This window comes from Pseudomonas sp. B2021, assembly GCF_018135665.1.
In the GTDB taxonomy this organism is placed as follows: Bacteria; Pseudomonadota; Gammaproteobacteria; order Pseudomonadales; family Pseudomonadaceae; genus Aquipseudomonas; species Aquipseudomonas lactis.
Genome location: NZ_SMOF01000001.1, coordinates 3,524,883 through 3,546,932, shown reverse-complemented (window position 1 = coordinate 3,546,932; position 22,050 = coordinate 3,524,883). Strand labels below are relative to the sequence as shown.

Genomic DNA, 22,050 nt, shown 5'->3' with positions numbered 1-22,050 from the left:
ACGGGCATGCATACTGAAATAACCGTATTTCAGGAGCATTTCCATGATTCGCAGGGCTTTACCCGCCGACGCAAAAGCCATTGCCCAGGTGCATATCAGCAGTTGGCAGGATGCCTACCGTGACCTGATGCCTGCCCAGTTCTTGAGCGGGTTGCAAGCAACGCTGGCTAGGCGCGAAGCCCATTGGGTTCGCTCGCTTGTCTTGGGTGAATCGACTGTATGGGTTGCCGAGGTGGGCCAGCAGATTGTCGGCGGGATATCCGTCGGCGCCAGCCGTGACGAAGACGCCGTGCAGGCAAATGCTGGTGAGGTCATGGCCATCTACGTACTCGCCGAGCATTGGCACACCGGCGTCGGGCTGGCCTTGTGGAAAGCCGGCTTGCAGGATCTGTTGGCGCAAGGCTATGAGCGTTTAACGCTCTGGGTCTTGGCCGGTAATGAACGGGCTATTCGATTTTATCGCCGGGCGGGGTGTGTGGAGGAGGCCGGGACTGAGCGCGATCTTGAGAGGGGCGGTGTGGCGCTGGTGGAGGTGAGGTATGGTTTGCCGTTGAGATAGCACAGGTATCTACGCAACTTGGGCATCAGTTGAATCGTTGTCGGCTGCCAGGCCGCCTTCGCGAGCAAGCCCGCTCCCACATTGGTCATGCATTGCCGTCAAAATCGGTGCCTGGCACAGATTCCCTGTGGGAGCGGGGCACAGTGCGATCGGCGTCGGCTGCCAGGGGTACTCCCACCTCGGTTATGCCCTGCGCGCAGTCAACAACACTGCCGCCGCCGCTGACAACAAACCCGCGCAGCAGCGATTGAACAGGCGCTTGCCCTTGGGCTCGGCAAACCAGCGGCGCATATGCAGGCCCATATAGGCATAGGCGCTGATGGCGACCCATTCCAAAGCCAGGAACATCGCGCCCAGCAGGGCAAATTGCGCGGTGATGGGTTGGCCGGGCACCACGAATTGCGGGAGGAAGGCGGTGAAGATCAGGATCGCCTTGGGGTTGCCCGCGGCCACCAGAAATTCCTGCCGCGCCAAGGCCCACAGGCCTACCTTGCTCGTCGCGGTTTCTACCTGCTGCGGGTCTGCGCGCCATAGCTGATATGCCAAGTAAAACAGATACGCCGCGCCGAGAATCTTGATCCCGTAGAACAACAACTCCGAGGTTTGCAGTACCACCGCCAAGCCAGCGGACGCGAGGGCGATCATGCCGGCGAAGGCCAGCAGACGGCCGAGACCGGCGAGACAGGAGGTGCGGTAGCCATAGCGGGTAGCGTTGCTCACGGATAGCAGGTTATTGGGGCCGGGGGCCATGTTCAGGGCGAAGCAGGCGGGGAGGAAGAGGGCGAGGGTGGCGAGGTCCATGGCGGCTCCGGGTTGGCAGGTCGGGGAGTCTTGAGGATAAACGCATGAAGCGCGGTTTAACACTCCGTAGCTGGGCTTATGGCCCCGCGAGCGCTTCAGGTGCCGCGCCAAACAACCGATCGGCAATTTGCCTGCCCCGTTCCAAGCCTTCCTGCGTCAACCAAATGGATTTGTTTTTGTTCACCGGATTACTGATAAAACCTTGCTCGTGGAGTCGGTTCATTATTTGAAAGTCGTGGCCTTTCCATGAGTTGCCGTTATCAAAGCTGAAGGTGGTCAGCAGGGCAAGTACGGCTTCCTCAATCAGTTTTTCGTCGTATTCCATAATGGGTACTCCGTTTGGATTACACAGACCCTGTCGAGCTTAGCGCAGCATCTCGCTTGAAGCGTTATGATGCAAATCCCTGTTTTGGTCATGGACGGAAAAACCTTGGCGACTAACTCTGTCAGTCACACGTTGGGTGCACCGTCTGAACTCGATTATTACGATTGCAGGTCGGTGCCATTGCCGACTGAGATCAGCGCGCTGGAAGCCTGGAACATCATGACCGCTGAACCGGGGCCGCTGTTGCGATTGGCCTTTCGGATCAGGGATGGGATTTCTTCAAGATTTGGCGTAAAGCGCATCGGCGGGTTCTCCGGCAATCGGCGCGTGACGGTGCAAGCGGGTGAGCGGCTGGATTTTTTCCTGGTAGAGGACTGCGCGCCGGATAGGCTGGTGCTGACTGAGCGTGACCGGCACCTGGATGTGATGATTTGCCTTTCAATTGCTGATCGTGTGCTGACGATCACTTCATCGGTGATCACCCACAACACCTTCGGGCGCCTTTACATGCTGCCGGTGGGGCCGGCGCACAAACTGATCGTCAATCGGTACATGGCCCGCTTGCAGCGCAAGCTGCAACAGCTTTGAAACCCAGAACAGGCTCACACAACGCAACCTGTTCTCGGTTGGAGATGTCGAGCTTCAGCGATACAGCGAAAGCGCTGGATCACGGCGCAACGCTCCACACCGCCAGTTCATACCCATCCGGGTCGGTAAAGTGGAATCTGCGGCCTCCTGGAAACGCAAACGTCTGGCGTGTAATCACCGCACCCAGTTGTTGAAGCCGCTGCTGCACACTGTCCAAGTCATCGGCATACAAGATAACCAAGGGCCCGCCCGGCCGCACAGTCTCACCGGTGGTGAAACCACCCGTGAGCCGGCCATCGCTGAACTCGCTGTAGGTGGGGCCGTAGTCGACGAATGTCCAGCCGAATGCAGAGCCGTAGAAGGCTTTGCTGCGGGCAATGTCGCTTACGTTGAATTCGATATTGTCGATCTGTCGGTCTCTGCCACGAGTACTCATGGGGGCTTCCTTGGCCGGTGTGCAAGGCCGGAGTGTAGCGTACCTCACATCCTTTTCATTCACCGATAGGGCCTTTGTGATTAGGCAGTATCTCTGAACACTGCATCCAGCCAAGGTGTGCTTATCTTTGTCGAGGGCCGCTCTAGAATGGCGGCGTACTTCTCCCAATTAAAGGAATGTTGTCATGCCTAATCATTCAATCAACGGCAAGGTTGCACTGATCGCGGGCGGTGCGAAGAACCTCGGCGGGTTGATCGCCCGCGATCTGGCCAAGCATGGCGCCAAGGCTGTGGTCGTGCACTACAACAGCGCTTCCAGCCAGGCTGAGGCGAACGCAACCGTCGCCGCAATCGAGGCGCTAGGCGCGAAGGCTGTGGCATTGCAGGCGGACTTGACCACGGCGGGGGCGATGGAAAAACTCTTCAATGATGCCGTCGCGGCAGTCGGCAGGCCGGACATCGCGATCAATACCGTGGGCAAGGTGCTGAAAAAGCCAATGGCTGAAATCACGGAGGCGGAGTACGACGAGATGATGGCCGTCAATTCCAAGACTGCGTTCTTTTTTATCAAGGAAGCCGGCAAGCACCTCAATGACAATGGCAAGATCTGCACTATTGTCACTTCACTGCTGGGCGCTTTCACGCCCTTTTACGCTGCATATGCCGGCAGCAAGGCGCCGGTAGAGCAATTTACGCGAGCGGCGGCGAAGGAGTTGGGCGTTCGGGGTATTTCGGTCACGGCAGTAGGGCCGGGGCCTATGGATACGCCGTTCTTCTACCCGGCCGAGGGTGAGGATGCGGTCAGTTACCACAAGACGGCTGCCGCGCTGTCGCCGTTCTCGCGCACGGGCCTCACAGATATTGAGGATGTGGTCCCGTTCATCCGTAACCTGGTCAGTGACGGGTGGTGGGTGACGGGCCAGACAATTTTGATCAATGGCGGCTACACCACCAAGTAAACGGTTAACGCGCTGGCGCAGACGTGGTGAGCGCCGATCGATCCGTGCCCCCCCGAGCATTGAGAGCCCATGGATAGAATCGAACAGTACCGCGTCTTCGTTCAGGTCGCAGAGCTTGGCAGTTTTATACAAGCGGCACGGCTGATGAGGCTGCCACGCGCGAGCGTGTCGGCCGCCATTCAACAGCTGGAGGCCAATGCCGGCACTCGACTGCTGCACCGGACAACCCGCAAGGTCTCCCTGACCGCCGATGGCACCCAGTTACTGCTGAAGGCGCGCCAGGTCTTGCTGGACATCGATGATATCGACCAACTGTTTAACAGCCATCAGGAACAGGTCATGGGCCGTCTGGAAGTGGACGTGCCCAGCCGCATAGCGCGGCGCTTGGTGATGCCTGCGTTGGCCGAGTTTCTCCGCCTCTACCCTGGGCTCCAACTCGGCCTGGGCTCCACTGATCGCGCCATTGATCTGGTACAGGAAGGCGTTGACTGTGTCATTCGTTTTGGCACCCCGCAGAACAGCAGCCTGGTGGTGAAGCCGTTGGGCAAGGTGTTGCTGGTCAATTGCGCGAGCCCCGCCTACTTGACGGAATTCGGGGTGCCCATACAGCCTTGCGATCTGCAAAACCGACATGTCTGTATCGGCTACAGCACGAGCGCAGGCGGCCAGGAAACGGCCTGGGAATATTGCGTCGATGGCACCGCGCAGGCTGTCATGATGCCGAGCCGTGTGGTGGTCAATAATGCCGAAAGCTATATCGCAGGATGCTGTGCAGGGCTTGGCTTGATTCAGGTGCCGTTGTTCGATGTTCAGCACTTATTGGACAGCGGCGAATTGGTGGAGGTGATGGCGGCCTATCGGCCGGCCCCCATGTGCGTTTCAGCCCTGTACCCGACTCGCCGCCAACGCTCTCGTCGCCTTGGCGCGTTCATCGATTGGTTTGCCGCTTTGATGGCTCCGCATCTGGAACCTTGATGCACTCCAGCGGTATACGCACCTATTCTCTTTGACTCGCCATGTGCCGGGTTGGGCTCAGGGATGAAACCTGCGCCCCAACGCATCCAGCCGCACCGCGATCGGTGGCAGGCGTTCGCTGCTGCGCGCGAGTGTCTCGACGTCGTCGGCGGTGTTCTGGGCGATGCTTTGCACCGACTGCAAGCGCTCGACGATCTCCAGGTTGGCCGAGGTCTGCTCGCGGGTGGTGGTGACGATGTGGCCGTTGAGTTGGTCGATGTGCGCGATGTCCTCGCCCACCGCCCGTAGCATGTCCACGGCCTCTTGGCTGTCTGCCACGCAGCGCTCTACGCCTTCGCGGCTGGCGTGCATGGCTTCGACGGCTTGGCGGCTGCCGTGTTGCAGGCCCTCGATGATGCTCTTGATTTCCTGAGTGGACAGGGCGGTGCGTTGGGCCAGGCTGCGCACTTCATCGGCCACCACGGCAAAGCCCCGGCCTTGCTCGCCGGCGCGGGCGGCTTCGATGGCGGCGTTGAGGGCCAGCAGGTTGGTCTGGTTGGCGATGCTGCTGATCACTTCCAGCACCGAGCCGATTTGTTCAGCCTGCACCGCCAGGGATTCTACGGTCGACTCCGTGCCGTTGATGCGCGAAGCCAGTTGGCTGATTTCATGCTGGGCGCGGCCGACGCTTTCCTGGCCGCGCACAATCTGCTGGCTGGCCTGGCCCGCGTGTTCGACTGCCTGTTCAACTTGCACCGTAATGTGGCCCATGGCGTCTTCCATGCGCTGCATCGAGCCGGTCATTTCGCCGATCTGTGCCAGTTGATGCCGGGCGCCTTTTTCCAGGGTGCCGCTCGCGCTGGCCAGTTCCTGGCCGAGCTGGCCCAGGCCATGGGAGTCGCGGGCGACGCCGTCGATCAGGTGGGTGAGTTGCTGCAGGAAGTGGTCGAAACGCTTGGCGAGGGACACGTGGGCCTTGCCTTCACCTTGGGCGGTTTCCACGGTGAACTGCGAGGTAACGGCGAGCATCTTCTCAAGCATTTCCTGGCTCTCCACCGCTTCGGCCTGGCTATGAACGGCGAGGTAGAGCAGGGCGACGGTCTCCATCACCACATAGAAGGCATGGACGAAAACCATCGTCCAGCCGCCGTGATGCTCCATTACAAACACAGGGAAACCTTGATGCTGCAACGCATGGAACACCACGTGATGCACCGCGATGGTCAGTGCCGCCACCAGGATCGGCAGCCAGTCACGGTAGAAGGTCAGCACCGCCAACAGCGCGAAAATGCCGAAGTGGGATTCGATCACCCCGTGCGCCTGGTTGATGTGCAACGCCGCCATCACCATCAAGCCGGCACCCAGTGCACAGCGCATCACGCGGGTGCCGCCAATCACGCGGTACAGCGCCGTGAGCACCACGCCGGTGCCCCCACCGACGATCACGGCCTGCATGAGGGTGTCGTGCCAGAACGCCAGGCCGAGGGAGAACAGGAACATCAGCCAGATCAATGCCAGCATGATGCGGTCGGCCTTGCGATAGTGCTCGAGAAAACGGACGGGCATTCACTCTTACTCCATGAGAGGGGGGGGCGTCGAGGTCAAGCAAGCACGCGGTGTGCCACCCAGGCGCGCCGCTGTGGAGTGAAGCAGATGTTCACGATTATTGCCGGTTACCCACGCGTTATCGGCATGCAGGCACGGGACTTTAAGAACGGCTGCCCGAGCGGGCAGCCGAGGTAGCGATGAGGCTCAGAAGCTGTACTTGGCGGTCAGCATCATATTGCGGGGGCTGCCATAGGAGTCGCCGCCATAAGTCACTGAGTCGGAGATGGACTGGTAGTAGTGGCGATCGAAAATGTTGTTGGCGTTGAGCTGCAGGTCCAGGTGTTGATTGACCCGATAGCCTGCCATCAAGTCGGTGACGGCGTAGCCGCCTTGCTTGAGCCGATAGTAGCTGCCATCGGCCAGCTTGATGTCGTTGTACATGCGGCTCTGCCAGGAAATATTGCCGCCGACCCGGAGTTTTTCCAATGGGCCCTGAAAGTTATAGCGGGTGGTCACTTTGAACAGGTGTTCCGGCGTGTCGGTGTCAAATTGCTTGTTGACCTTCTGCGGATTGGCGTCGTCCTTGATGGTGTGGGTGCGCGCATAGGTATAGCCGCCGCCGACCTGCCAGTTTTCGGTCAAGGCGCCTTGCAGTTCGAAGTCGATACCCTGGCTGCGGATTTCACCCGAGGCCACAGAGCAAGACGCCTGCGGGCAGTTGGGCACCACCACCGGCACGGCGCGGTTTTCCTGGTCGACGCGGAACAGCGCCACGCTGGCATTCAGCGCGCCACCAAAATATTCGCCTTTGACGCCAACCTCATAATTTTTACCGACGATGGGCTTGAGTGGGGTGCCGGCTGTGCTCTTTTCTTTTTGCGGCGTGAAGATGTCGCTGTAGCTCACGTATACCGAATGCTGGTCGTCCAGGTCGTAGATCAAGCCGGCGTAGCGGGTGAGGTTGCGGGTGACCTTGTAGTCGCCGGCGGCATCACGGTTGTCGTAGTCGTACCAGTCCAGGCGAGCGCCGAGGATCAGCTTCAGCGGGTCGGCCAGGCTCAGGCGACTGGTGAGGTAGAAACCATCCTGGGTGGTGACTTCGCGCACATTGTTGGTGTGGGTGAAGTTCGGTTTGCCGGCATTGATCGGCCAGTTGAGGTCGTACGGGCTGTAGTTATGGGTGGTCATGTCGTAGATGCGCTTGCTGGCGCCCACCACCAGTTCATGGCTACGGCCGAACGCCTCGAACGGGCCGCTGGCAAAGGCGTCGAGCCCGGCCTGGTTTTCATCATAGCTGGCCTGGTACACCGTGCGGGCCAGGGTGTTGTTGGTCCAGCGCGATTGGTAGGAGCCGGAGAACAAGGCGTTCTGTTCGGCATAGTTGGCGTTGACCTGCAGGCTCCAGTCGTTGGCCAGGCGCTGGCGCAGCTCAGCGAACACGGTGTTGATTTCCTGGTCCTTGTTCTCCCAATCGGTGCCTGGGTTATAGGAGCGCGACAGGCCCAGGTGGCGCCCATCCAGGCCGACCATCGAAGCGCCCCAGAAGTAGTTGGTCTTGTCCTTCTGGTTCGAGTAACCGAGGGTCAGGGTGGTGTCTTCGCTCAGGTCGGCTTCGGTGACGGCATAGAAAAGGCCATGATCCTGCTCGGCCTTGTCGATAAAACTGTTGGCATCGCGGTAAGAGGTGACGACGCGGCCGCGCCAGGTGCCACTGTCATTGAGTGGGCTGGAGGCGTCGAGCTCGCCACGGTAGTCGTCCCAGCTGCCGACGGCGCCGGTGAGCGTGACTTTCTGCTCGTCCAGTGGCCGCTTGCGGATCAGGTTGATCGCGGCCGAAGGGTTGCCCGCGCCGGTCACCAGGCCGGTAGCGCCGCGCACCACTTCGACGCGGTCGAACATTGCCAGGTTCGGCTGCGCGCCTACCGATGCACCGTTGTAGCCGCTGGGTATACCGTCATACATGAGGTTGTCGATGTCGAAACCGCGTGCGGTAAAGCCTTGTCGCCCAGGGCCGTTGGAGTAATTGAGGAACAGCCCCGGCGTGGCGTTGACCACGTCGTTGATGCTGGTCATGGCCTGGTCATCCATGCGCTGGCGCGTGATCACGGTGACGGCCTGCGGGGTTTCGCGCAGGGTCAGCGGCAGTTTGGTTGCGGTCTTCATCGAGCCGGTGGTGTACGACTCGCTGCCTTCGGTGGTTGCGCCAAGCTGTTGGCCCGAGACCTGGGTAGCACCCAGCTCGATGGTGGCCGGGGCTTCGGCGTCGGCGGCAATGGCCGCATTGGAGGTTGCTAGAGCGATAGTGATTGCCATCAGACTGGGTGTAAAAACGTTGCCGCCGCGTTGTTGCACAGACATGAAAGTAGGGCTCCCCAAGTGCCGTCCGTGGCGAATAGTAAATCTGTTGATAATTATTCGCATCAGTTTGGCAGATTGAGTCTGTAGGTAAAAGCCCCAACGCTGTAGGAGCGACCTCGCTCGCGAAAGACTCACAGGCGCCGCGTTTATTCAGGAAGCCCACGTATCGTTGAGGTTTTTCGCGAGCAAGCTCGCTCCTACAGGGTTGCTTTCAGGTGAACAGGATTTCGTAGGGCTCGCGCATGCGTTCCAGCAATATTTGCGCGAGCATCGGTGGTAAGCCGATCTGCGGGTCGCCCACCAATTGGCTGGCGTAGGCATGGGCGGCGTGCAGTTTGCGCGCGACGGTCCAGGTGTCCAGGCGGACCTTGCGCGCACGTTGCCAGGGCATTACCGCGCTTTCCCGTGCGGGCCAGTGCCAGGCCCAGACCGGCAGTTCATACAGTTGCGCACCCACCAAACTACATGCCTTGGCACTCGCGCGGCCGACGGCATCGTGGTCGTCATTGCCGTCGTTGCGCCAGGTGGTAAACACCACGTCGCCGGGTTGCAGGTAGCGCGCGATGAACTGGCTCATCGGCTGTTCACGGGCGGCCAGGGCGTCATCACAAAACCCGCCACGAATCCATTTCAGGCTGTGCAAGGGCATGCCCAATCGGCGCAGGGCTTCGGCGCTTTCCTGGGGGCGCACCACGCTCAAGCGGCTGGCCGGCCATACCTGAGAGCCGGGATGGCTGGCGCTGCCGTCGGTGATGGAGATCAGTTGCAGGGGATGCTCCTGGGTGCTGAGCAGTTGCAGCAAACCGCCGCACGCCAGCACTTCATCGCCCGGGTGCGGGGCGATCACCACCACGCGAGCGCCGCGCGGTACCAGGGTGTTCAGGGAGATGATGGGGATTTGCGCCAACTGCGGCGCACTGTTCCAGATTTGCGCGGGGCCGCGGCGGCCTTCGCTTAAGGAGGCAGGCTTCATGGGTGTCACATCCTTGTCGGTTGATACCGGGTCGTACCCCGTTGACGGGACGACGCTCTTGTCTTCACCCCAGGCTCCGCTGGGGTGAGTGCTGTGCGAGGCGTTAGGAGCATAGACAGGCATGGGTGTCCGCACAACTTTGGATGCGATGCCGCATAACCGTCGACGATTAGCCTGCCGCCCCACGATCCAACTATGGGAGCGGGCTTGCTCGCGAAAGCGGTCGGTCAGTCACCATCAATGTTGGCTGGGCCGACATCTTCGCAGGCAAGCCAGCTCCCACATAGGTCATGGGTTGCCCAAAAAATTAGCGCCTGGCACACAACCCTGTGGGAGCTGGCTTGCCTGCGATGACCGCGCTCCAGCCCCCTGCTGTTAAACGCTTTTTCGTTTTCACCCAGCCTGCATCAAGCTCTTCAAATAGTCCCCAAACCCACCCTCAGCCCGGCAATCCAGGCGCGCACTGGTCACCACTTGCGGTGCATGGCTCCAGGCGATGGAGGCGCCGCAACGCTCCAGATCACGCACCAGCTGTACATCTTCGTGGCATTCCAGCGGTTCAAACCCTCCGGCCTCTACATAGGCGCGGGCACTCACGCCCAGGTTGGCACCGTGGATATGCCGATGCCCGTCGCGGGCCTGGTAGGCCTGCTGATAGCGGATCTGCGCAGCCGGGTCGAAGCCTTCGCTCCAGGCGTCTACGGTGACTGTGCCGCACACCGCGTCACAGTCTTGGGCCAGTTGGGCCACCAGCCAGTCAGGGGCGACGCGGCTGTCGGCGTCGGTACAGGAAATCCACCGCGCGCCTTGCTCCAGCAAGTACGTTGCACCCACGCCACGGGCATGCCCCACATTGCGGGCCTGCACGTGCAGGCAGTGCACTTGGTGGGCCTGAGCTATCGCCGCGCTGGCATCGCTGCAACTGTCGAGCACCACCAGGATGTGTACCGCTTCACCCAGCAAGCCCGGGTGGTCGGCGGCGATCCGCGCAGCCCTCAGGCAATCATCCAACCAGGCTTCTTCGTTATGTGCCGGGATCAGAATACCGATCATCGTAAGCCCTCGTGACGAGCGACTGAGGTGCCGTCGAGGCTCCACAGGTCGAGTAGGAAATCCGCGTCCTGATATTGCACCAACGGTGCTACACCCAGACGCTGTTGGAGCACGGCGTGCGCCTGTTCGGCGGTTTGCGGGCAACCGTCAATGGGTGGTCGCCAATGGCAGGCCAGCAGTTGACCGTCAGCGGTCAAGGCGGCGAGGGCGCAATCGATCAGACGTTTCAAATCATCTGCATCCAGGTAGTAACAAAGCTCACTCAATACGATCAGTTCGAACTGCCCGCTGGGCCATTGCTCCGGCAGGCGGCGCTGCTCCACGCGGGCATGAGCAAAACGCTCCAGCCGCGCCTGTGCCAGTCGCACCGCAGCGCTGGCGGTGTCGCAGCACAGCAGGCGGTCGCAACGTGGCGCCAGCTCGGCACTCAGTTCGCCATTGGCACAGCCCGGCTCGAATATCGACGCATAGCGCGGCCGCGTCAGCATGGCCAAGGTCAGGGCGCGCTTGCGTTGTTCATACCAGCGCTGGCGAAAAGCCCAAGGGTCGTCATTGCCGGCAAACAATTGGTCGAAGTAGGGGGTTGCCACACTCATACGAATACCATTTCAAAAGGTTGCAGCAAGCGTTCCACCACATAGGGCGCCAGCACCGGAGGCAGGCCGATTTGCGGGTCGCCCTCCAACTGGCTGGCAAAGGCATGGATCGCATGGCGTTTGCGTGCCACTTGCTCGGCGGTCAGCGGGATCTTGCGCGCCCGATGCCAGGGCACCTTGTGGTCTTCGGCAGTGGCCCAGTGCCAGGTCCATACCGGCAGTTCACACAACGCTGCGCCGACGGCCTTGGCTGCGTTGGCGCTGGCGCGGCCCACGGCTTCATGGTCGCAATGCCCATCCTCGCACCACGTGGCAAACACCACGTCGTTGGGCTTGAGGTGGCGCTGGATAAACTCGCACAGCTGGGTTTCGCGCTCGGCCACATGGCTGTCGGCGAACCCGCCGCGCAGCCATTTCAAACTGTGCAGCGGCAAGCCAAGGCGGTGCAGGGCCTGGGCTGATTCCTGCGGGCGCACCACGCTCAGGCGCTCCACCGGCCAGCGCCTGGAGCCAGGGTGGCTGGCGCTGCCATCGGTGACGGAGATCAACTGGATGGGGCGATCCAGCGCCGCCAACCCTTGCAGCAAGCCGCCGCTGCCCAGCACTTCATCATCCGGGTGCGGGGCGACGATCACCGCTCGATGCCCTGGCGGCACCAACTGCGCCACACTGATGTGCGGCAACTCGGCCAATCGTGCGCTGTTTTGCCAGTGGCTCAGCGGTGTGCCCTGGCCAACAATCGGATTGGGCTTCATAGCGCCCATCTCCCTGTGGGCTCGCCGGCGACCTGTTCGCCGAGGGCGGCCAAGTCGCGTTCGGCATGGCTTTGCCGCACATACACCGGCAAATCCGCCATCAACTGGGCAAAGTGCGGGTCCTTGCAATACGGCCCGGCGCCGACCCCACGGCCCACATGCTGGATCACTTGCTCGACGGTGTCCTCGATACACGCACGCGTCTGTTGCGCCAGTTGCCGCGCATCGGCGCGTGGCTCGCGGTCGATCTGCGCGGCGCTGGCGCGCAACACGCAGGCGGCGCTGTTCAGGGCGCTGTCGACCGCGCCGAGGTGGGCCAGTGCATGGGGCTCCGCACGCGTGGCACATTGGGCGCGCAGCACTTCACCCAGGCGTTGCGCCGCGCCGTACCAGCACGCGGCGATGCCGATGCCGCCGTGCCAGAAGCCCGGGCGGGACAGATAGTCGCCCGGGCCACCCACGGCAATCCCCCTGGCGGCACTGAACAGGATGTCGACACTACCGGTCGCCGCCATGCCCACTGCCTTCCAGCCCTCATCCGTCACCGTGATGCCCGGTTGATCCATCGCCACGGCCACCAGTTGCTGGCGGTCCTCTTCGTCCCAGGCCGTCAGCAAGCCATGGCTGACCACCGCCGCACCGGAACACCAGGCTTTGCGCCCCTCGACCAGCAATCGCTGGCCGTCGTGGCGCACGCGCACCTTGGCGGCCGGCGGCTCGGCCGCCCACATGCCCCAGGTGCTGCCCAGCGGCGGCAAGGGGCTGTCGAGTTCGGCAATGATCGCCAGCGCATCGGTATGGCCTTCGAACAACTTGCACAGGCGCAGGTCATGCCCGGCCACCTGAGCCAATTGGCTCAAGCGGGCCAGGGTATCGCCGCTGCCCGGCAACGGCAGTTGGTCAAGGCCTTCCTCTTGAAGGGCCCTCAGCGCATTACCCAGGGCTTGCGTGTCGGCATAGCCCCGGTAGCCCTGAAGGAAACCGTGCAACGCCATTTCACACCTCGCCTTCGTGCTGCAGTTCAAACAGCAGCAGCGAGCGGCCGGTGACCGCGTACTCATGCTCGAAATCAAAGCGTTCCTGGCCACGCACAGCCGGGTCGTTGGTGTCGAGCAGGCAGGTCCAGAACTCACCCTCCGGCACCGGCGGCAGGCGGAAATTGACCATGTCGTGATGGGCGTTGACCACCAGCAGCAGCGTGGCATCGGCCCCGGCGCGGCGAATCCCGGTTTCCTGGGCGCGGCCATCCATCAGCATGCCCAGGCAACGGCCCTGGCTGTCTTCCCATTGCTCGGTGGTCATCTCGTTGCCATCCGGCGCCAGCCAAGTGACGTCCTTCACGCCGATGTCTTCGTTGTAGTCGCCCACCAGGAAACGCCCGCGCCGCAGGATCGGGTACGCCAGGCGCAGCTTGATCAGGCGCTTGACGAACTTGAGCAGGGCCTTGCCGTCATCGTCCAGGTCCCAGTTGACCCAGCCGATCTCGCTGTCCTGGCAATAGGCGTTGTTGTTGCCGTGCTGAGTGCGAGCGAACTCGTCCCCGGCGACGATCATTGGCGTGCCCTGGGCCAGCAGCAAAGTGGCGAAGAAGTTGCGCATCTGGCGCAGGCGCAGCGCGTTGATCTCCGGGTCGTCGGTAGGGCCTTCGACACCGTGGTTCCAGGACAGATTGTTATTGCTGCCGTCCTGGTTGTTCTCGTCGTTGGCCTCGTTGTGTTTGTCGTTGTACGACACCAGGTCGTGCAAGGTGAAACCGTCGTGGGCGGTGATGAAGTTCACCGAGCTGTACGGCCTGCGCCCACGGTGGTTGAACATCTCGCCCGAGGCAGTCATGCGCCCGGCGAAGTCGGCGAGTTGGCCGTCGTCGCCCTTCCAGAACGCACGCACGGTGTCGCGGAAACGGTCGTTCCATTCCACCCAGCCTGGCGGGAAGTTGCCGACTTGGTAGCCGCCGGGGCCGCAGTCCCAGGGTTCGGCGATGAGCTTCAACTGGCGCAGGATCGGGTCCTGGCGGCACGCCACGAGGAAACTGTGGCGCTCATCGAAGCCGTCGCGGTAGCGCCCGAGGATGGTCGCCAGGTCGAAGCGGAAGCCGTCCACGTGCATCTCGGTGGCCCAGTAACGCAGGGAGTCGGTGACCATCTGCAGCACGCACGGGTGGCTCAAATCCAGGGTGTTGCCGGTGCCGGAATCGTTGATGTAGAAACGTTTGTCGTCGGGCATCAGCCGGTAGTAAGAGGCATTGTCGATGCCACGCATGGACAGGGTCGGGCCGCGCTCGTTGCCTTCGGCGGTGTGGTTGTAGACCACGTCCAGAATCACTTCCAGCTTTTGCTCATGCAGGTGCGCGACCATCTCCTTGAACTCGGCGATCTTGCCGCTGGCCAGGTAGCGCGGGTCGGGGGCGAAGAACGCGATGCTGTTATAGCCCCAGTAGTTGGTCATGCCTTTTTCCAGCAGATGCTGGTCGTTGATGAAGGCGTGCACCGGTAGCAACTCGACCGAGGAGATACCCAACTGACGGATATGCTTGAGCACGTCATCTTCCATCAAGCCGGCGCAGGTGCCCCGCACCGACTCGCCCACCGAAGGGTGACGCATGCTGATGCCACGCAGGTGGGTTTCATAGATGATCGTGCGGTCCCATGGCACCCGTACCGGTTGGTCGTTGCCCCAGGTGTGCGCCGGGTCGATGACCTTGCACTTAGGCACAAAGGGCGCACTGTCGCGTTCATCGAAACTGAGGTCGTCGTCCGGGTGGCCGATGGTGTAGCCAAACAGCGCTTCGGACCATTTGAGTTCGCCCACCAGTTGCTTGGCGTAGGGGTCGATCAACAGCTTGTTGTGGTTGAAGCGATGACCATTGGCCGGGTCATAGGGGCCGTATACGCGATAACCGTAAATCAGCCCGGGGTGAGCATCGGGCAGGTAGCCATGAAAGATTTCGTCGGTGTATTCGGGCAGTTCGATGCGTTCCAGCTCAACCTCGCCGGTATCGTCGAACAGGCACAGCTCTACTTTGGTGGCGTTGGCGGAAAACAGCGCAAAGTTCACACCCAGGCCATCCCAGGTGGCGCCAAGGGGGAAGGGCAAACCTTCACGGATCCGCGACGGCTCATGAACCGGCGTCGCTGTGGTGTTGTCGGGTTTGCTCATCGAGTTGCTCCTGCAAGGGGTCTTTTTTCGGGCCGAACGCCGCCGTACTGACGGTGCTTCAGCGCATGGCATGGACGGAAAAGAGCCTGCAGCGCGCATTGCGTGCTGCAGGCCCGAGAAATCATGGGGCGGGCGGTTTGGGCTTCTTCGGGGCGGCGGGTTTCTTCGCCGCAGGTTTGGCGGCGGCAGGCGCAGCCGGCTTGGGCTTGGCCGCAGCCTTGGGCGCGGTTTTTGGCTTGGCGGCCGGTTTAGGCTTGCTCGGCGTCAGCGCCTCGGCTTCGGCCAGCTTGCGCGCCATCTCCCAGTGGCGATCATGGGCGCCATCGGGCTTGCCTTCAGACTCCCAGATCTGATGCGCCAGTTCGCGAATGCGTTTGTCTTCTTTACTCATCACAAACTCCTCACAGAAAATTTTCAGCTTTCTTGATTATCAGGATTGATAAAGACATTGACCGGGAGATCCCCCAGGGCAGCGCTGATCAACAGCTCCTTGTTGGGTGTGACTACGCCCGTTTGAAAAAGTCCCTTCCAGTTTTGTGCAGGGGCGGCGAACGGTAATTTCACCCGCGTATCGCCCCAAACCTGCGCATTGATCTGGGGAAACATCCCGTTTTCAAGCAGAGGATAAGACCAGCGCGGCACCACCACCAGCAACTGCCTGCCCTGATGTTCACGGTAGAACGCAACGACGCGTTCCGCGTGCTGGCCCAGCACTTCCAGCGGTGTGTAGCTGCCATGGCGCAGCAGTTCGGGGCAGGCTTTACGCAGGCCCAGCACCTGGGCGATCACTGCCTGTTTGATACGCCCGTCGCGCCAGTTGAACAACAGTTCGCCGATGTCCGGTGGTGCCTGCAATGCACGTTGCCGCGCAGCGAAGTCCACCGGGCGCCGGTTGTCCGGGTCGACCAGGCTGAAGTCCCAGAACTCATCGCCCTGGTAAATATCCGGCACACCCGGCACGGTCAGATGAAGCAAGGTTTGCGCCAGCCCATTCAGGGCGCCGGCGGGGGCGATGGCCTGCGCAGCGATGTCCAACGCACTGCGCAGCGGCGCACCGGCCTCACTGAGCAGCAGGCGCTTGAGGAACGCTTCCACCGCCTTTTCGTAAGCCTCGTTGGGCGCGCTCCAACTGCTCTGCAACTTGGCCTCGCGCAGGGCTTTTTGCTGCCACTGCCACAGGCGTTGCTGGTACGCCTCCAGATCGGGGTTGGGCTCCAGCGGCCAACTGCCCAGCAGCACCTGATAAAGAATCAGTTCATCACCCGCCGAGGGGCTCTCGGCGCTCTCGCGCAAAGGCTCGGCCAGGCGGCGCCAGTGCTCGACCTGTTCGGCATACCAGGGGGCGCACTCGCTGAGTACCGCCAGGCGCGCACGGGTGTCTTCGCCGCGTTTGTGGTCGTGGGTGGCGGTGGCCAGCAGGTTGCCGGGGAAGGTCTGCAGGCGCTGTTGATTGGCCGCATGGAAATCGGCCAACGGCGCACTGAATTGCTCGGTACTGAAACCCACATCGTTGCGCGACAACAACACCGCCGAGCGGTAGAACGCGGTGTCTTCCACGGCCTTGGCGGCAGCTGGCGAGGTCAGTTGCTGGAAGCGCACGCAGGCATGCTTGAGCATCTTGCGCGCGCGGCCCACCGGGCGATTGCGCCATGGCTGGCCACCGAGCCATTGCTCCAGGTGGTCGAGCACCGGCCAGTCGCCCTCGTTGAGGGTGCTGCGCGCACCCTCCATGGCCTGCTGGAACACCTTGTCATCGTCCGCACTGCGGCCCTTGGCGCTGATATAGGTGCGGTACACCGGGAAATGCACAATCAGTTCCTGCAAGGCACGGCGAATGGCGCCCAGGGTCAGATCGCGGGTCATTACGTCATCGCGGGCCACTTGCAGCAGGGCCTGGGCCACGCTTTCGAAGTCGCCGCCCAACGAACCATTGAGGATCTGCTGGCGCGCCAGCCGCGCCTCTTCGCCGAAGGCTGAAGGCCGTTCGCTGTAACGCGTCCACATCTGGGCCAGCGGCGCAAACCCCTCGGGTTGGTGTTGCAGCAATGACAACTGGTTCATGAACTCGTAGCCAGTGGTGCCATCCACCTGCCAGTCTTCGCGCAGGGTTTCGCCTTCGCCAAGGATCTTTTCGACAAAGATCGGCAAGTGGCGCTGGGGTGACAGCGCATCCACCCGCCGACGCAATTTGCGGCAATAGCCACGCGGGTCGGCGAGGCCGTCGATATGGTCGATGCGCAGGCCGTCGACCAGCCCCGCGCTGATCAGCTCGAAAATCTTGCCATGGGTGGCTTCGAACACCGCTGCACGCTCGACCCGCAGGCCGCCCAGCTCATTGACGTCGAAGAAGCGCCGCCAGTTGATGTCGTCTGCGGCGGTGCGCCAACTGGCCAGGCGATAGGTCTGTTGTTCAAGCAGGTGATGCAGGCGCTCGAAGCCCTCGGGCTGGCGACTGTCGAATGCAGCCAGGCGTTGTTCGATGGCTGGCAGCAGCTCGCTGGCGCGTTCGGCCAGGGCTTGTTTGAGCGTGGCGGCTTCGGCGTAGGCGTCGTGCTGATAGGCGAGGGCGGCGAAACGTTCGGCCAGCGGTTTGAGTAACTCATCGTTGCCCAGGATCAGGCCGTAGTCCCTGGGGCAAATCGGAAAACGGTGTTCGTAATGCTCGACGTAGAAACTCCCCTGTTCGGCATCGAACTTGAGCGGCAAGGTGCCATTCTGCAAGGCTTCGCCGTAATCGCTGCCGAGAAAGGGCATCAGCAACTGGCCCTTGAGCAACGGGTCGGGGGAATGCCACTGGATGTCGAAGAACTCGCTGTAGGGGCTCAGGCGGCCCCACTCCAGCAGGTCCAGCCACCAAGGGTTGTCCGCGCCGCCCACGGCCATATGGTTGGAGACGATATCGAGGATCAAGCCCATGTCGTGCTCACGCAGCGCGGCGACCAGGCGACGCAACGCCGCTTCGTCCCCCAGCTCCGGGTTGACGCGGGTCGGGTCGACCACATCGTAGCCGTGCATGGAGCCGGCGCGGGCGCTTAACAGCGGTGAGGCATACAGATGGCTGATGCCCAGTTGGGCGAAATACGGCACCAGCGGCACCGCGTCATCGAGGGTAAAGCCTTTATGAAATTGCAGGCGCTGGGTGGCGCGCAGGGGCAGTGCGTTCATCGGTCACGCTCATAGGCTTGGTTGCGCGCTACGGCCAGCAGTTCGAGGCGACGCGCGGCGCTGTCATTGTCGAGCAGGCTGGCGGCTTCGCCGGGCAAGCGGCGGCGCCAATTGGGGTGGGTGTCGAGGGTGCCCGGCAGGTTGGCTTGCTCCTCGATGCCCAAAGCATCTTCCAGGGGCAACAACACGAGGGGCGCGCGGGTATGGCCCAGGTAGCGCACGCTGGCGTCGATCATATGGTCGGTGTCGTTGCGGATTTCATCGATGAAGTTCTGCGGGTCCTGGCTCAAGGCTTGGCGCAGTGCCTGGCGTTCGCGCAGGCGGTGTTCGCTCCATTGGTCCACAGTAGGCGCGTCGATCAGGCCCAGCTGGATGTTCCATTCGATATCGCGGCTGTGCCACCAGCCATTAAGGGTGGGCAAGTCGTGGGTACTGGTGGTGGCCAAGGCGTTGTCGGGCCAATCGAGTATGGGCTTGAACTGGCCGTCATGGTGCTGTTCGAACAGCAGCACACGCATGCCCAGGATCGAGCGGGCACTGAGCTTTTCGCGCAGGCCGTCGGGCACGGTGCCCAGGTCTTCACCGAGGACGATGGCCTGGTGGCGGTGCGATTCCAGGGCGAGCAAACGCAGCAGGTCGTCCACCGGGTAATACAAGTAGGCCCCTTCGCGGGGTGATGCGCCCAGGGGGATCACCCACAGGCGTTGCAAGCCCATCACGTGGTCGATGCGCAAGCCGCCGGCATGGGCGAAGTTGGCCCGCAGCATTTCGATAAAGGCGCGATAGCCATTGCGCTTGAGGCCCTCAGGCGAAAAGGCAGAGATGCCCCAGCCTTGGCCTGCGCGGTTGAGAATGTCCGGCGGCGCGCCCACAGTGAGGTCGGCCAGCAGTTCATCCTGGCGGCTCCAGGCCTGGCTGCCGCCACCGTCGGCACCCACCGCCAGGTCGGCGATCAGGCCGATGCCCATGCCGCTGCCACGGGCGGCTTGTTGGGCGCGCTCAAGGCTGCGGGCGATCAGCCATTGGGTGAAGGCGTAATAACCGATTTCATCGCGGTTGTCTTCGGCGAACTGCGCCAGGGCCGGGCTTTGTGGCGTACGCCAGGCTTCGGGCCATTGGCGCCAGTCCAGGTCCTCACCGGCGGCAGCACGCTGGGCCTGGATGGCTTCGAAGCGGCAGTGGTTTTCCAGGGCTTCGCCACCGGCCTGGCGGAAGCTTTGAAAGTCGGCATGCTGGGGATGCGCGCCGTGGCGGAAGTCTTCATACAGCGTGCGCAGCAGGCGTTGCTTGGCCTTGGCGGCGGCAGGCCAGTCGATCAGCGTGAGCTGTTCCAGGGCATGCAGCTCATCGGCCAAGCCGGCAGCCTCGATGGCGTTACGCACCTCACGTTCACCGAGGATGCACGCCGGCGAAGCATACAGGCTGTTGAGAAACAGGCGGCTGGAGGGTGAATAAGGGCTGAAGCGCTCCGTGTCGGCACTGAACATCGCGTGCATCGGGCTGATTGCCACGGCGTCGGCGCCGCGCTCGGCGGCTGAACGCACCAGGTGTTCCAGAGCCAGGGTGTCGCCAAAACCGCCATCGCCGAGGCGGCGCAAGGCATACAGCTGGGCGCTCAGGCCCCAGGCGCGAGCGGGTTGGCTGTCGACCGCGTCGGCCACGCTATAGCAATGGCTGGGCGCGACGGCCAGGGTGAAGGTTTGCCCGTCGATATGCACCTGGTGGTAGCCGAGGGCAATGACGCCGGGCAGCACGGCCTCGCCGTCCAGGCGCAGCTCCAGGGTTTCGCCGCCTTCCAGGCTGACGCGACACGGGGTGTCCGGGGCGAAATAGCGCGCCAGGTCCAGGCCCGCGCCGCTGTCGGTGGTCATCAAGGGCGGCAGGTGGGTGTCTTGCTGTGCCTGCTCAAGTTGCTGCAGGCTGGCGTCGATCTCGTCGTCGTTGTCGGCCGGATGCCCAAGGCCTTTGAGCACGGCGCGCAGGGCGTCAGGCTTTACATGCTGCGGGCGACCGTTGGCATCGATCCAATCGACGGCCAGGCCTGCGCGGCTGGCGAGAATTTCCAGGTTCGCTTCGCTCAAAGAATGTCTCCAACAGGGGATAAGCAAACGCGTGCGCTCAAGGGCGGTAAGTGCGCACCTTGCTGGGCAGGCGTTTGGAAAATAATCGGGTGGGGTGCCGGATGATCCAGGGGCTGTTCACTCAGGTTCAGGTCGATCTGCAGCACACGGCCGTTGCCCAGACGCCAGCGCGCGGTGACGGCATGGTCAGCCAGCACCTGCGCGCCCAGGGCCACCGTACCGGGCAAGTGCGGCACCACGTGTGTGTGACGCAGGCTCAGCAGGTGACGGTAGAGCTGGGTGTGGTCGTTCTCGACGAAGGAGGGCACCGACTGTAAAAAGGTTTGCAGCGCGTTGGGGTCGGGGATGCGCTGGCGTTGCTCGGGGTCGTGAAACGCCGCGAAGTCGGCAAATTCATTGCGCCGCCCCTCACGCACCGCCTCGGCCAATTGGCCATGATGGTCGGTAAAAAACAGGAAGGGCTCGGCGGCACTTACCTCGTCGCCCATGAACAGCATCGGGATCATGGGGCACAGCAACAGCAGGGCAGTCGCCGCTTTCAGCGCCTCGGGCGAACACAGCTGGTGCAGGCGTTCTCCCAAGGCGCGGTTGCCGACCTGGTCGTGGTTTTGCAGGAACGCCACGAAGGCGCTGGGGGGCAAATCCGCACTGGGCTCGCCGCGGGCATGCCCATGGCGTGTGGTCTCGCCCTGGTAGATGAACCCCTCGGCCAGGCAGCGCGCCAGCTTGGCGGTGGGCTGTTCGGCAAAGTCGCTGTAGTAGGCGTCGGTTTCACCGGTGAGCAGCACGTGCAGCACATTATGAAAGTCGTCATTCCATTGCGCGTCGAAATCGTGCTGCAACAGGCTGGCCTGGTTCAGTTCGTTTTCCAGCATCAGCCACACGTGGCGCCCGCCGTCCACCTGCTGGCGTACCCGTTGTGCCAGTTCCTGCAGAAACCCAGGGTTGTCGATGGCGTGCACGGCATCCAGGCGAAGGCCGTCGAAGCGGTATTCGAGCAGCCACATCAAGGCGTTATCGAGGAAGAAATCCCGCACCTCGCGGCGCTCGAAATCAATGCCGGCGCCCCAGGGCGTGTGCACGTCTTCCTGGAAGAAACCCTGGGCGTACTGGCCCAGGTAATTGCCGTCGGGGCCGAAGTGGTTGTAGACCACATCGAGGATCACGGCCAAGCCATGGCCGTGGGCACTGTCGATCAGTTGCTTGAGTTGCTCGGGCGTGCCGTAGGTGGCGTGGGGCGCGTAGGGCAGTACGCCGTCATAGCCCCAATTGCGCTCGCCGGGGAATTGCGCCAGAGGCATTAACTCAATGGCGGTGACGCCCAGCTCAGCCAGGCGCGGCAAGTGTTTCTCGACGCCAGCGTAGCCGCCCATGGCGCCAACGTGAAGCTCGTAGATCACCGCCGTGTGCCAGGGGCGGCCTTGCCACTGGCTGTGGCGCCATTCATAGGCGAGGGGGTCGACTACTCGGCTCCAGCCATGCACATCCAGCGCCTGGGCCCTGGAGGCGGGGTCAGGCACCGTGTTTTCGCCATCGATATTAAAGCGGTAAAGCGTGCCGGCAGGGCACGCGACTTCGACTTCGAACCAACCACCGGCCTGGGGCAGCATGACGATGGTTTTACCCTGTTCCAATTCAACGCTGACATAAAATGCGTCTGGCGCCCATAACGCAAAGCGCGTGCGGTGCGCGTCCAGCATGATTGCGCCGTGGGGCCAGGTTTCAAGAGTCCGTAACGGCATCT

Annotated in this window: 19 protein-coding genes; 4 read left to right on the top strand and 15 right to left on the bottom strand. The window is 62.4% G+C overall.

The annotated features are described in order from the left end of the window. Nucleotides 1–43: 43 nt before the first annotated feature. Entirely contained in the window at nt 44–559 is a 516-nt protein-coding gene (locus E1K68_RS15735; RefSeq protein WP_212614369.1) for a GNAT family N-acetyltransferase, read from the top strand. A gap of 183 nt (nt 560–742) precedes the next feature. Here the strand turns inward: E1K68_RS15735 and E1K68_RS15730 are convergent, their stop codons facing one another. Both E1K68_RS15730 and E1K68_RS15725 read right to left on the bottom strand, forming a co-directional pair. Beyond that, the gene (locus E1K68_RS15730) at nt 743–1,360 is read right to left on the bottom strand and encodes a LysE family translocator (RefSeq protein ID WP_003191616.1); all 618 of its coding nucleotides are present in this window, start codon (nt 1,358–1,360) and stop codon (nt 743–745) included. Between the two features lie 76 nt (nt 1,361–1,436). Next, a complete protein-coding gene (locus E1K68_RS15725; protein ID WP_003191615.1) occupies nt 1,437–1,685 on the bottom strand; it encodes a transposase in 249 nt (82 codons plus the stop codon). A gap of 66 nt (nt 1,686–1,751) precedes the next feature. Here E1K68_RS15725 and E1K68_RS15720 point away from each other — a divergent pair, with 66 nt between their 5' ends. Then, nucleotides 1,752–2,273: a DUF2867 domain-containing protein gene (locus E1K68_RS15720; protein ID WP_003191614.1), complete on the top strand. Its 522-nt coding sequence runs from the start codon at nt 1,752–1,754 to the stop codon at nt 2,271–2,273. A gap of 79 nt (nt 2,274–2,352) precedes the next feature. Here E1K68_RS15720 and E1K68_RS15715 read toward each other — a convergent pair whose 3' ends face one another. Beyond that, nucleotides 2,353–2,709 carry a VOC family protein gene (locus tag E1K68_RS15715; RefSeq protein ID WP_212614368.1) on the bottom strand — a complete coding sequence of 119 codons (357 nt, stop codon included), beginning with the start codon at nt 2,707–2,709 and terminating at the stop codon, nt 2,353–2,355. 184 nt (nt 2,710–2,893) lie between these two features. Between E1K68_RS15715 and E1K68_RS15710 the strand changes: the two genes are divergently transcribed. Both E1K68_RS15710 and E1K68_RS15705 read left to right on the top strand, forming a co-directional pair. Then, the gene (locus tag E1K68_RS15710) at nt 2,894–3,667 is read left to right on the top strand and encodes an SDR family oxidoreductase (protein ID WP_212614367.1); all 774 of its coding nucleotides are present in this window, start codon (nt 2,894–2,896) and stop codon (nt 3,665–3,667) included. Between the two features lie 69 nt (nt 3,668–3,736). Beyond that, nucleotides 3,737–4,642: a LysR family transcriptional regulator gene (locus E1K68_RS15705; RefSeq protein ID WP_212614366.1), complete on the top strand. Its 906-nt coding sequence runs from the start codon at nt 3,737–3,739 to the stop codon at nt 4,640–4,642. Between the two features lie 57 nt (nt 4,643–4,699). On the opposite strand, the gene E1K68_RS15700 is transcribed toward E1K68_RS15705, so the two are convergent. From E1K68_RS15700 to treZ, 12 genes are all read right to left on the bottom strand, one after another. Continuing rightward, a complete protein-coding gene (locus E1K68_RS15700; protein ID WP_212614365.1) occupies nt 4,700–6,187 on the bottom strand; it encodes a methyl-accepting chemotaxis protein in 1,488 nt (495 codons plus the stop codon). A gap of 186 nt (nt 6,188–6,373) precedes the next feature. Further along, the gene (locus tag E1K68_RS15695; RefSeq protein WP_212614364.1) at nt 6,374–8,527 is read right to left on the bottom strand and encodes a TonB-dependent siderophore receptor; all 2,154 of its coding nucleotides are present in this window, start codon (nt 8,525–8,527) and stop codon (nt 6,374–6,376) included. A 211-nt stretch (nt 8,528–8,738) separates the two neighbouring features. After that, nucleotides 8,739–9,500 carry a PIG-L family deacetylase gene (locus E1K68_RS15690; protein WP_034135723.1) on the bottom strand — a complete coding sequence of 254 codons (762 nt, stop codon included), beginning with the start codon at nt 9,498–9,500 and terminating at the stop codon, nt 8,739–8,741. Nucleotides 9,501–9,893: 393 nt separating this feature from the next. After that, the gene (locus E1K68_RS15685; protein ID WP_003191602.1) at nt 9,894–10,553 is read right to left on the bottom strand and encodes a glycosyltransferase; all 660 of its coding nucleotides are present in this window, start codon (nt 10,551–10,553) and stop codon (nt 9,894–9,896) included. Further along, on the bottom strand, nt 10,550–11,149 hold the full coding sequence (locus E1K68_RS15680) for an SAM-dependent methyltransferase (RefSeq protein ID WP_003191601.1): 600 nt from the start codon (nt 11,147–11,149) through the stop codon (nt 10,550–10,552). Before E1K68_RS15680 ends, E1K68_RS15685 begins: the two co-directional genes overlap by 4 nt. After that, nucleotides 11,146–11,904: a PIG-L family deacetylase gene (locus E1K68_RS15675; protein WP_094774678.1), complete on the bottom strand. Its 759-nt coding sequence runs from the start codon at nt 11,902–11,904 to the stop codon at nt 11,146–11,148. Before E1K68_RS15675 ends, E1K68_RS15680 begins: the two co-directional genes overlap by 4 nt. Continuing rightward, on the bottom strand, nt 11,901–12,899 hold the full coding sequence (locus E1K68_RS15670; protein ID WP_212614363.1) for an acyl-CoA dehydrogenase family protein: 999 nt from the start codon (nt 12,897–12,899) through the stop codon (nt 11,901–11,903). Before E1K68_RS15670 ends, E1K68_RS15675 begins: the two co-directional genes overlap by 4 nt. Nucleotide 12,900: 1 nt before the next feature. Further along, entirely contained in the window at nt 12,901–15,060 is a 2,160-nt protein-coding gene (glgX, locus tag E1K68_RS15665; protein ID WP_212614362.1) for a glycogen debranching protein GlgX, read from the bottom strand. Nucleotides 15,061–15,181: 121 nt separating this feature from the next. Next, the gene (locus tag E1K68_RS15660; RefSeq protein WP_003191595.1) at nt 15,182–15,451 is read right to left on the bottom strand and encodes a DUF2934 domain-containing protein; all 270 of its coding nucleotides are present in this window, start codon (nt 15,449–15,451) and stop codon (nt 15,182–15,184) included. A gap of 23 nt (nt 15,452–15,474) precedes the next feature. Next, nucleotides 15,475–18,225 carry a malto-oligosyltrehalose synthase gene (locus E1K68_RS15655; RefSeq protein WP_212614361.1) on the bottom strand — a complete coding sequence of 917 codons (2,751 nt, stop codon included), beginning with the start codon at nt 18,223–18,225 and terminating at the stop codon, nt 15,475–15,477. Then, nucleotides 18,222–20,306, bottom strand: coding sequence for a 4-alpha-glucanotransferase (malQ, locus tag E1K68_RS15650; RefSeq protein ID WP_212614360.1), 2,085 nt, complete (start codon nt 20,304–20,306; stop codon nt 18,222–18,224). Before malQ ends, E1K68_RS15655 begins: the two co-directional genes overlap by 4 nt. Further along, the gene (gene treZ / locus E1K68_RS15645; RefSeq protein ID WP_212614359.1) at nt 20,303–22,048 is read right to left on the bottom strand and encodes a malto-oligosyltrehalose trehalohydrolase; all 1,746 of its coding nucleotides are present in this window, start codon (nt 22,046–22,048) and stop codon (nt 20,303–20,305) included. The genes malQ and treZ overlap by 4 nt, the downstream gene beginning before the upstream one ends. Between the last annotated feature and the right edge of the window lie 2 nt (nt 22,049–22,050).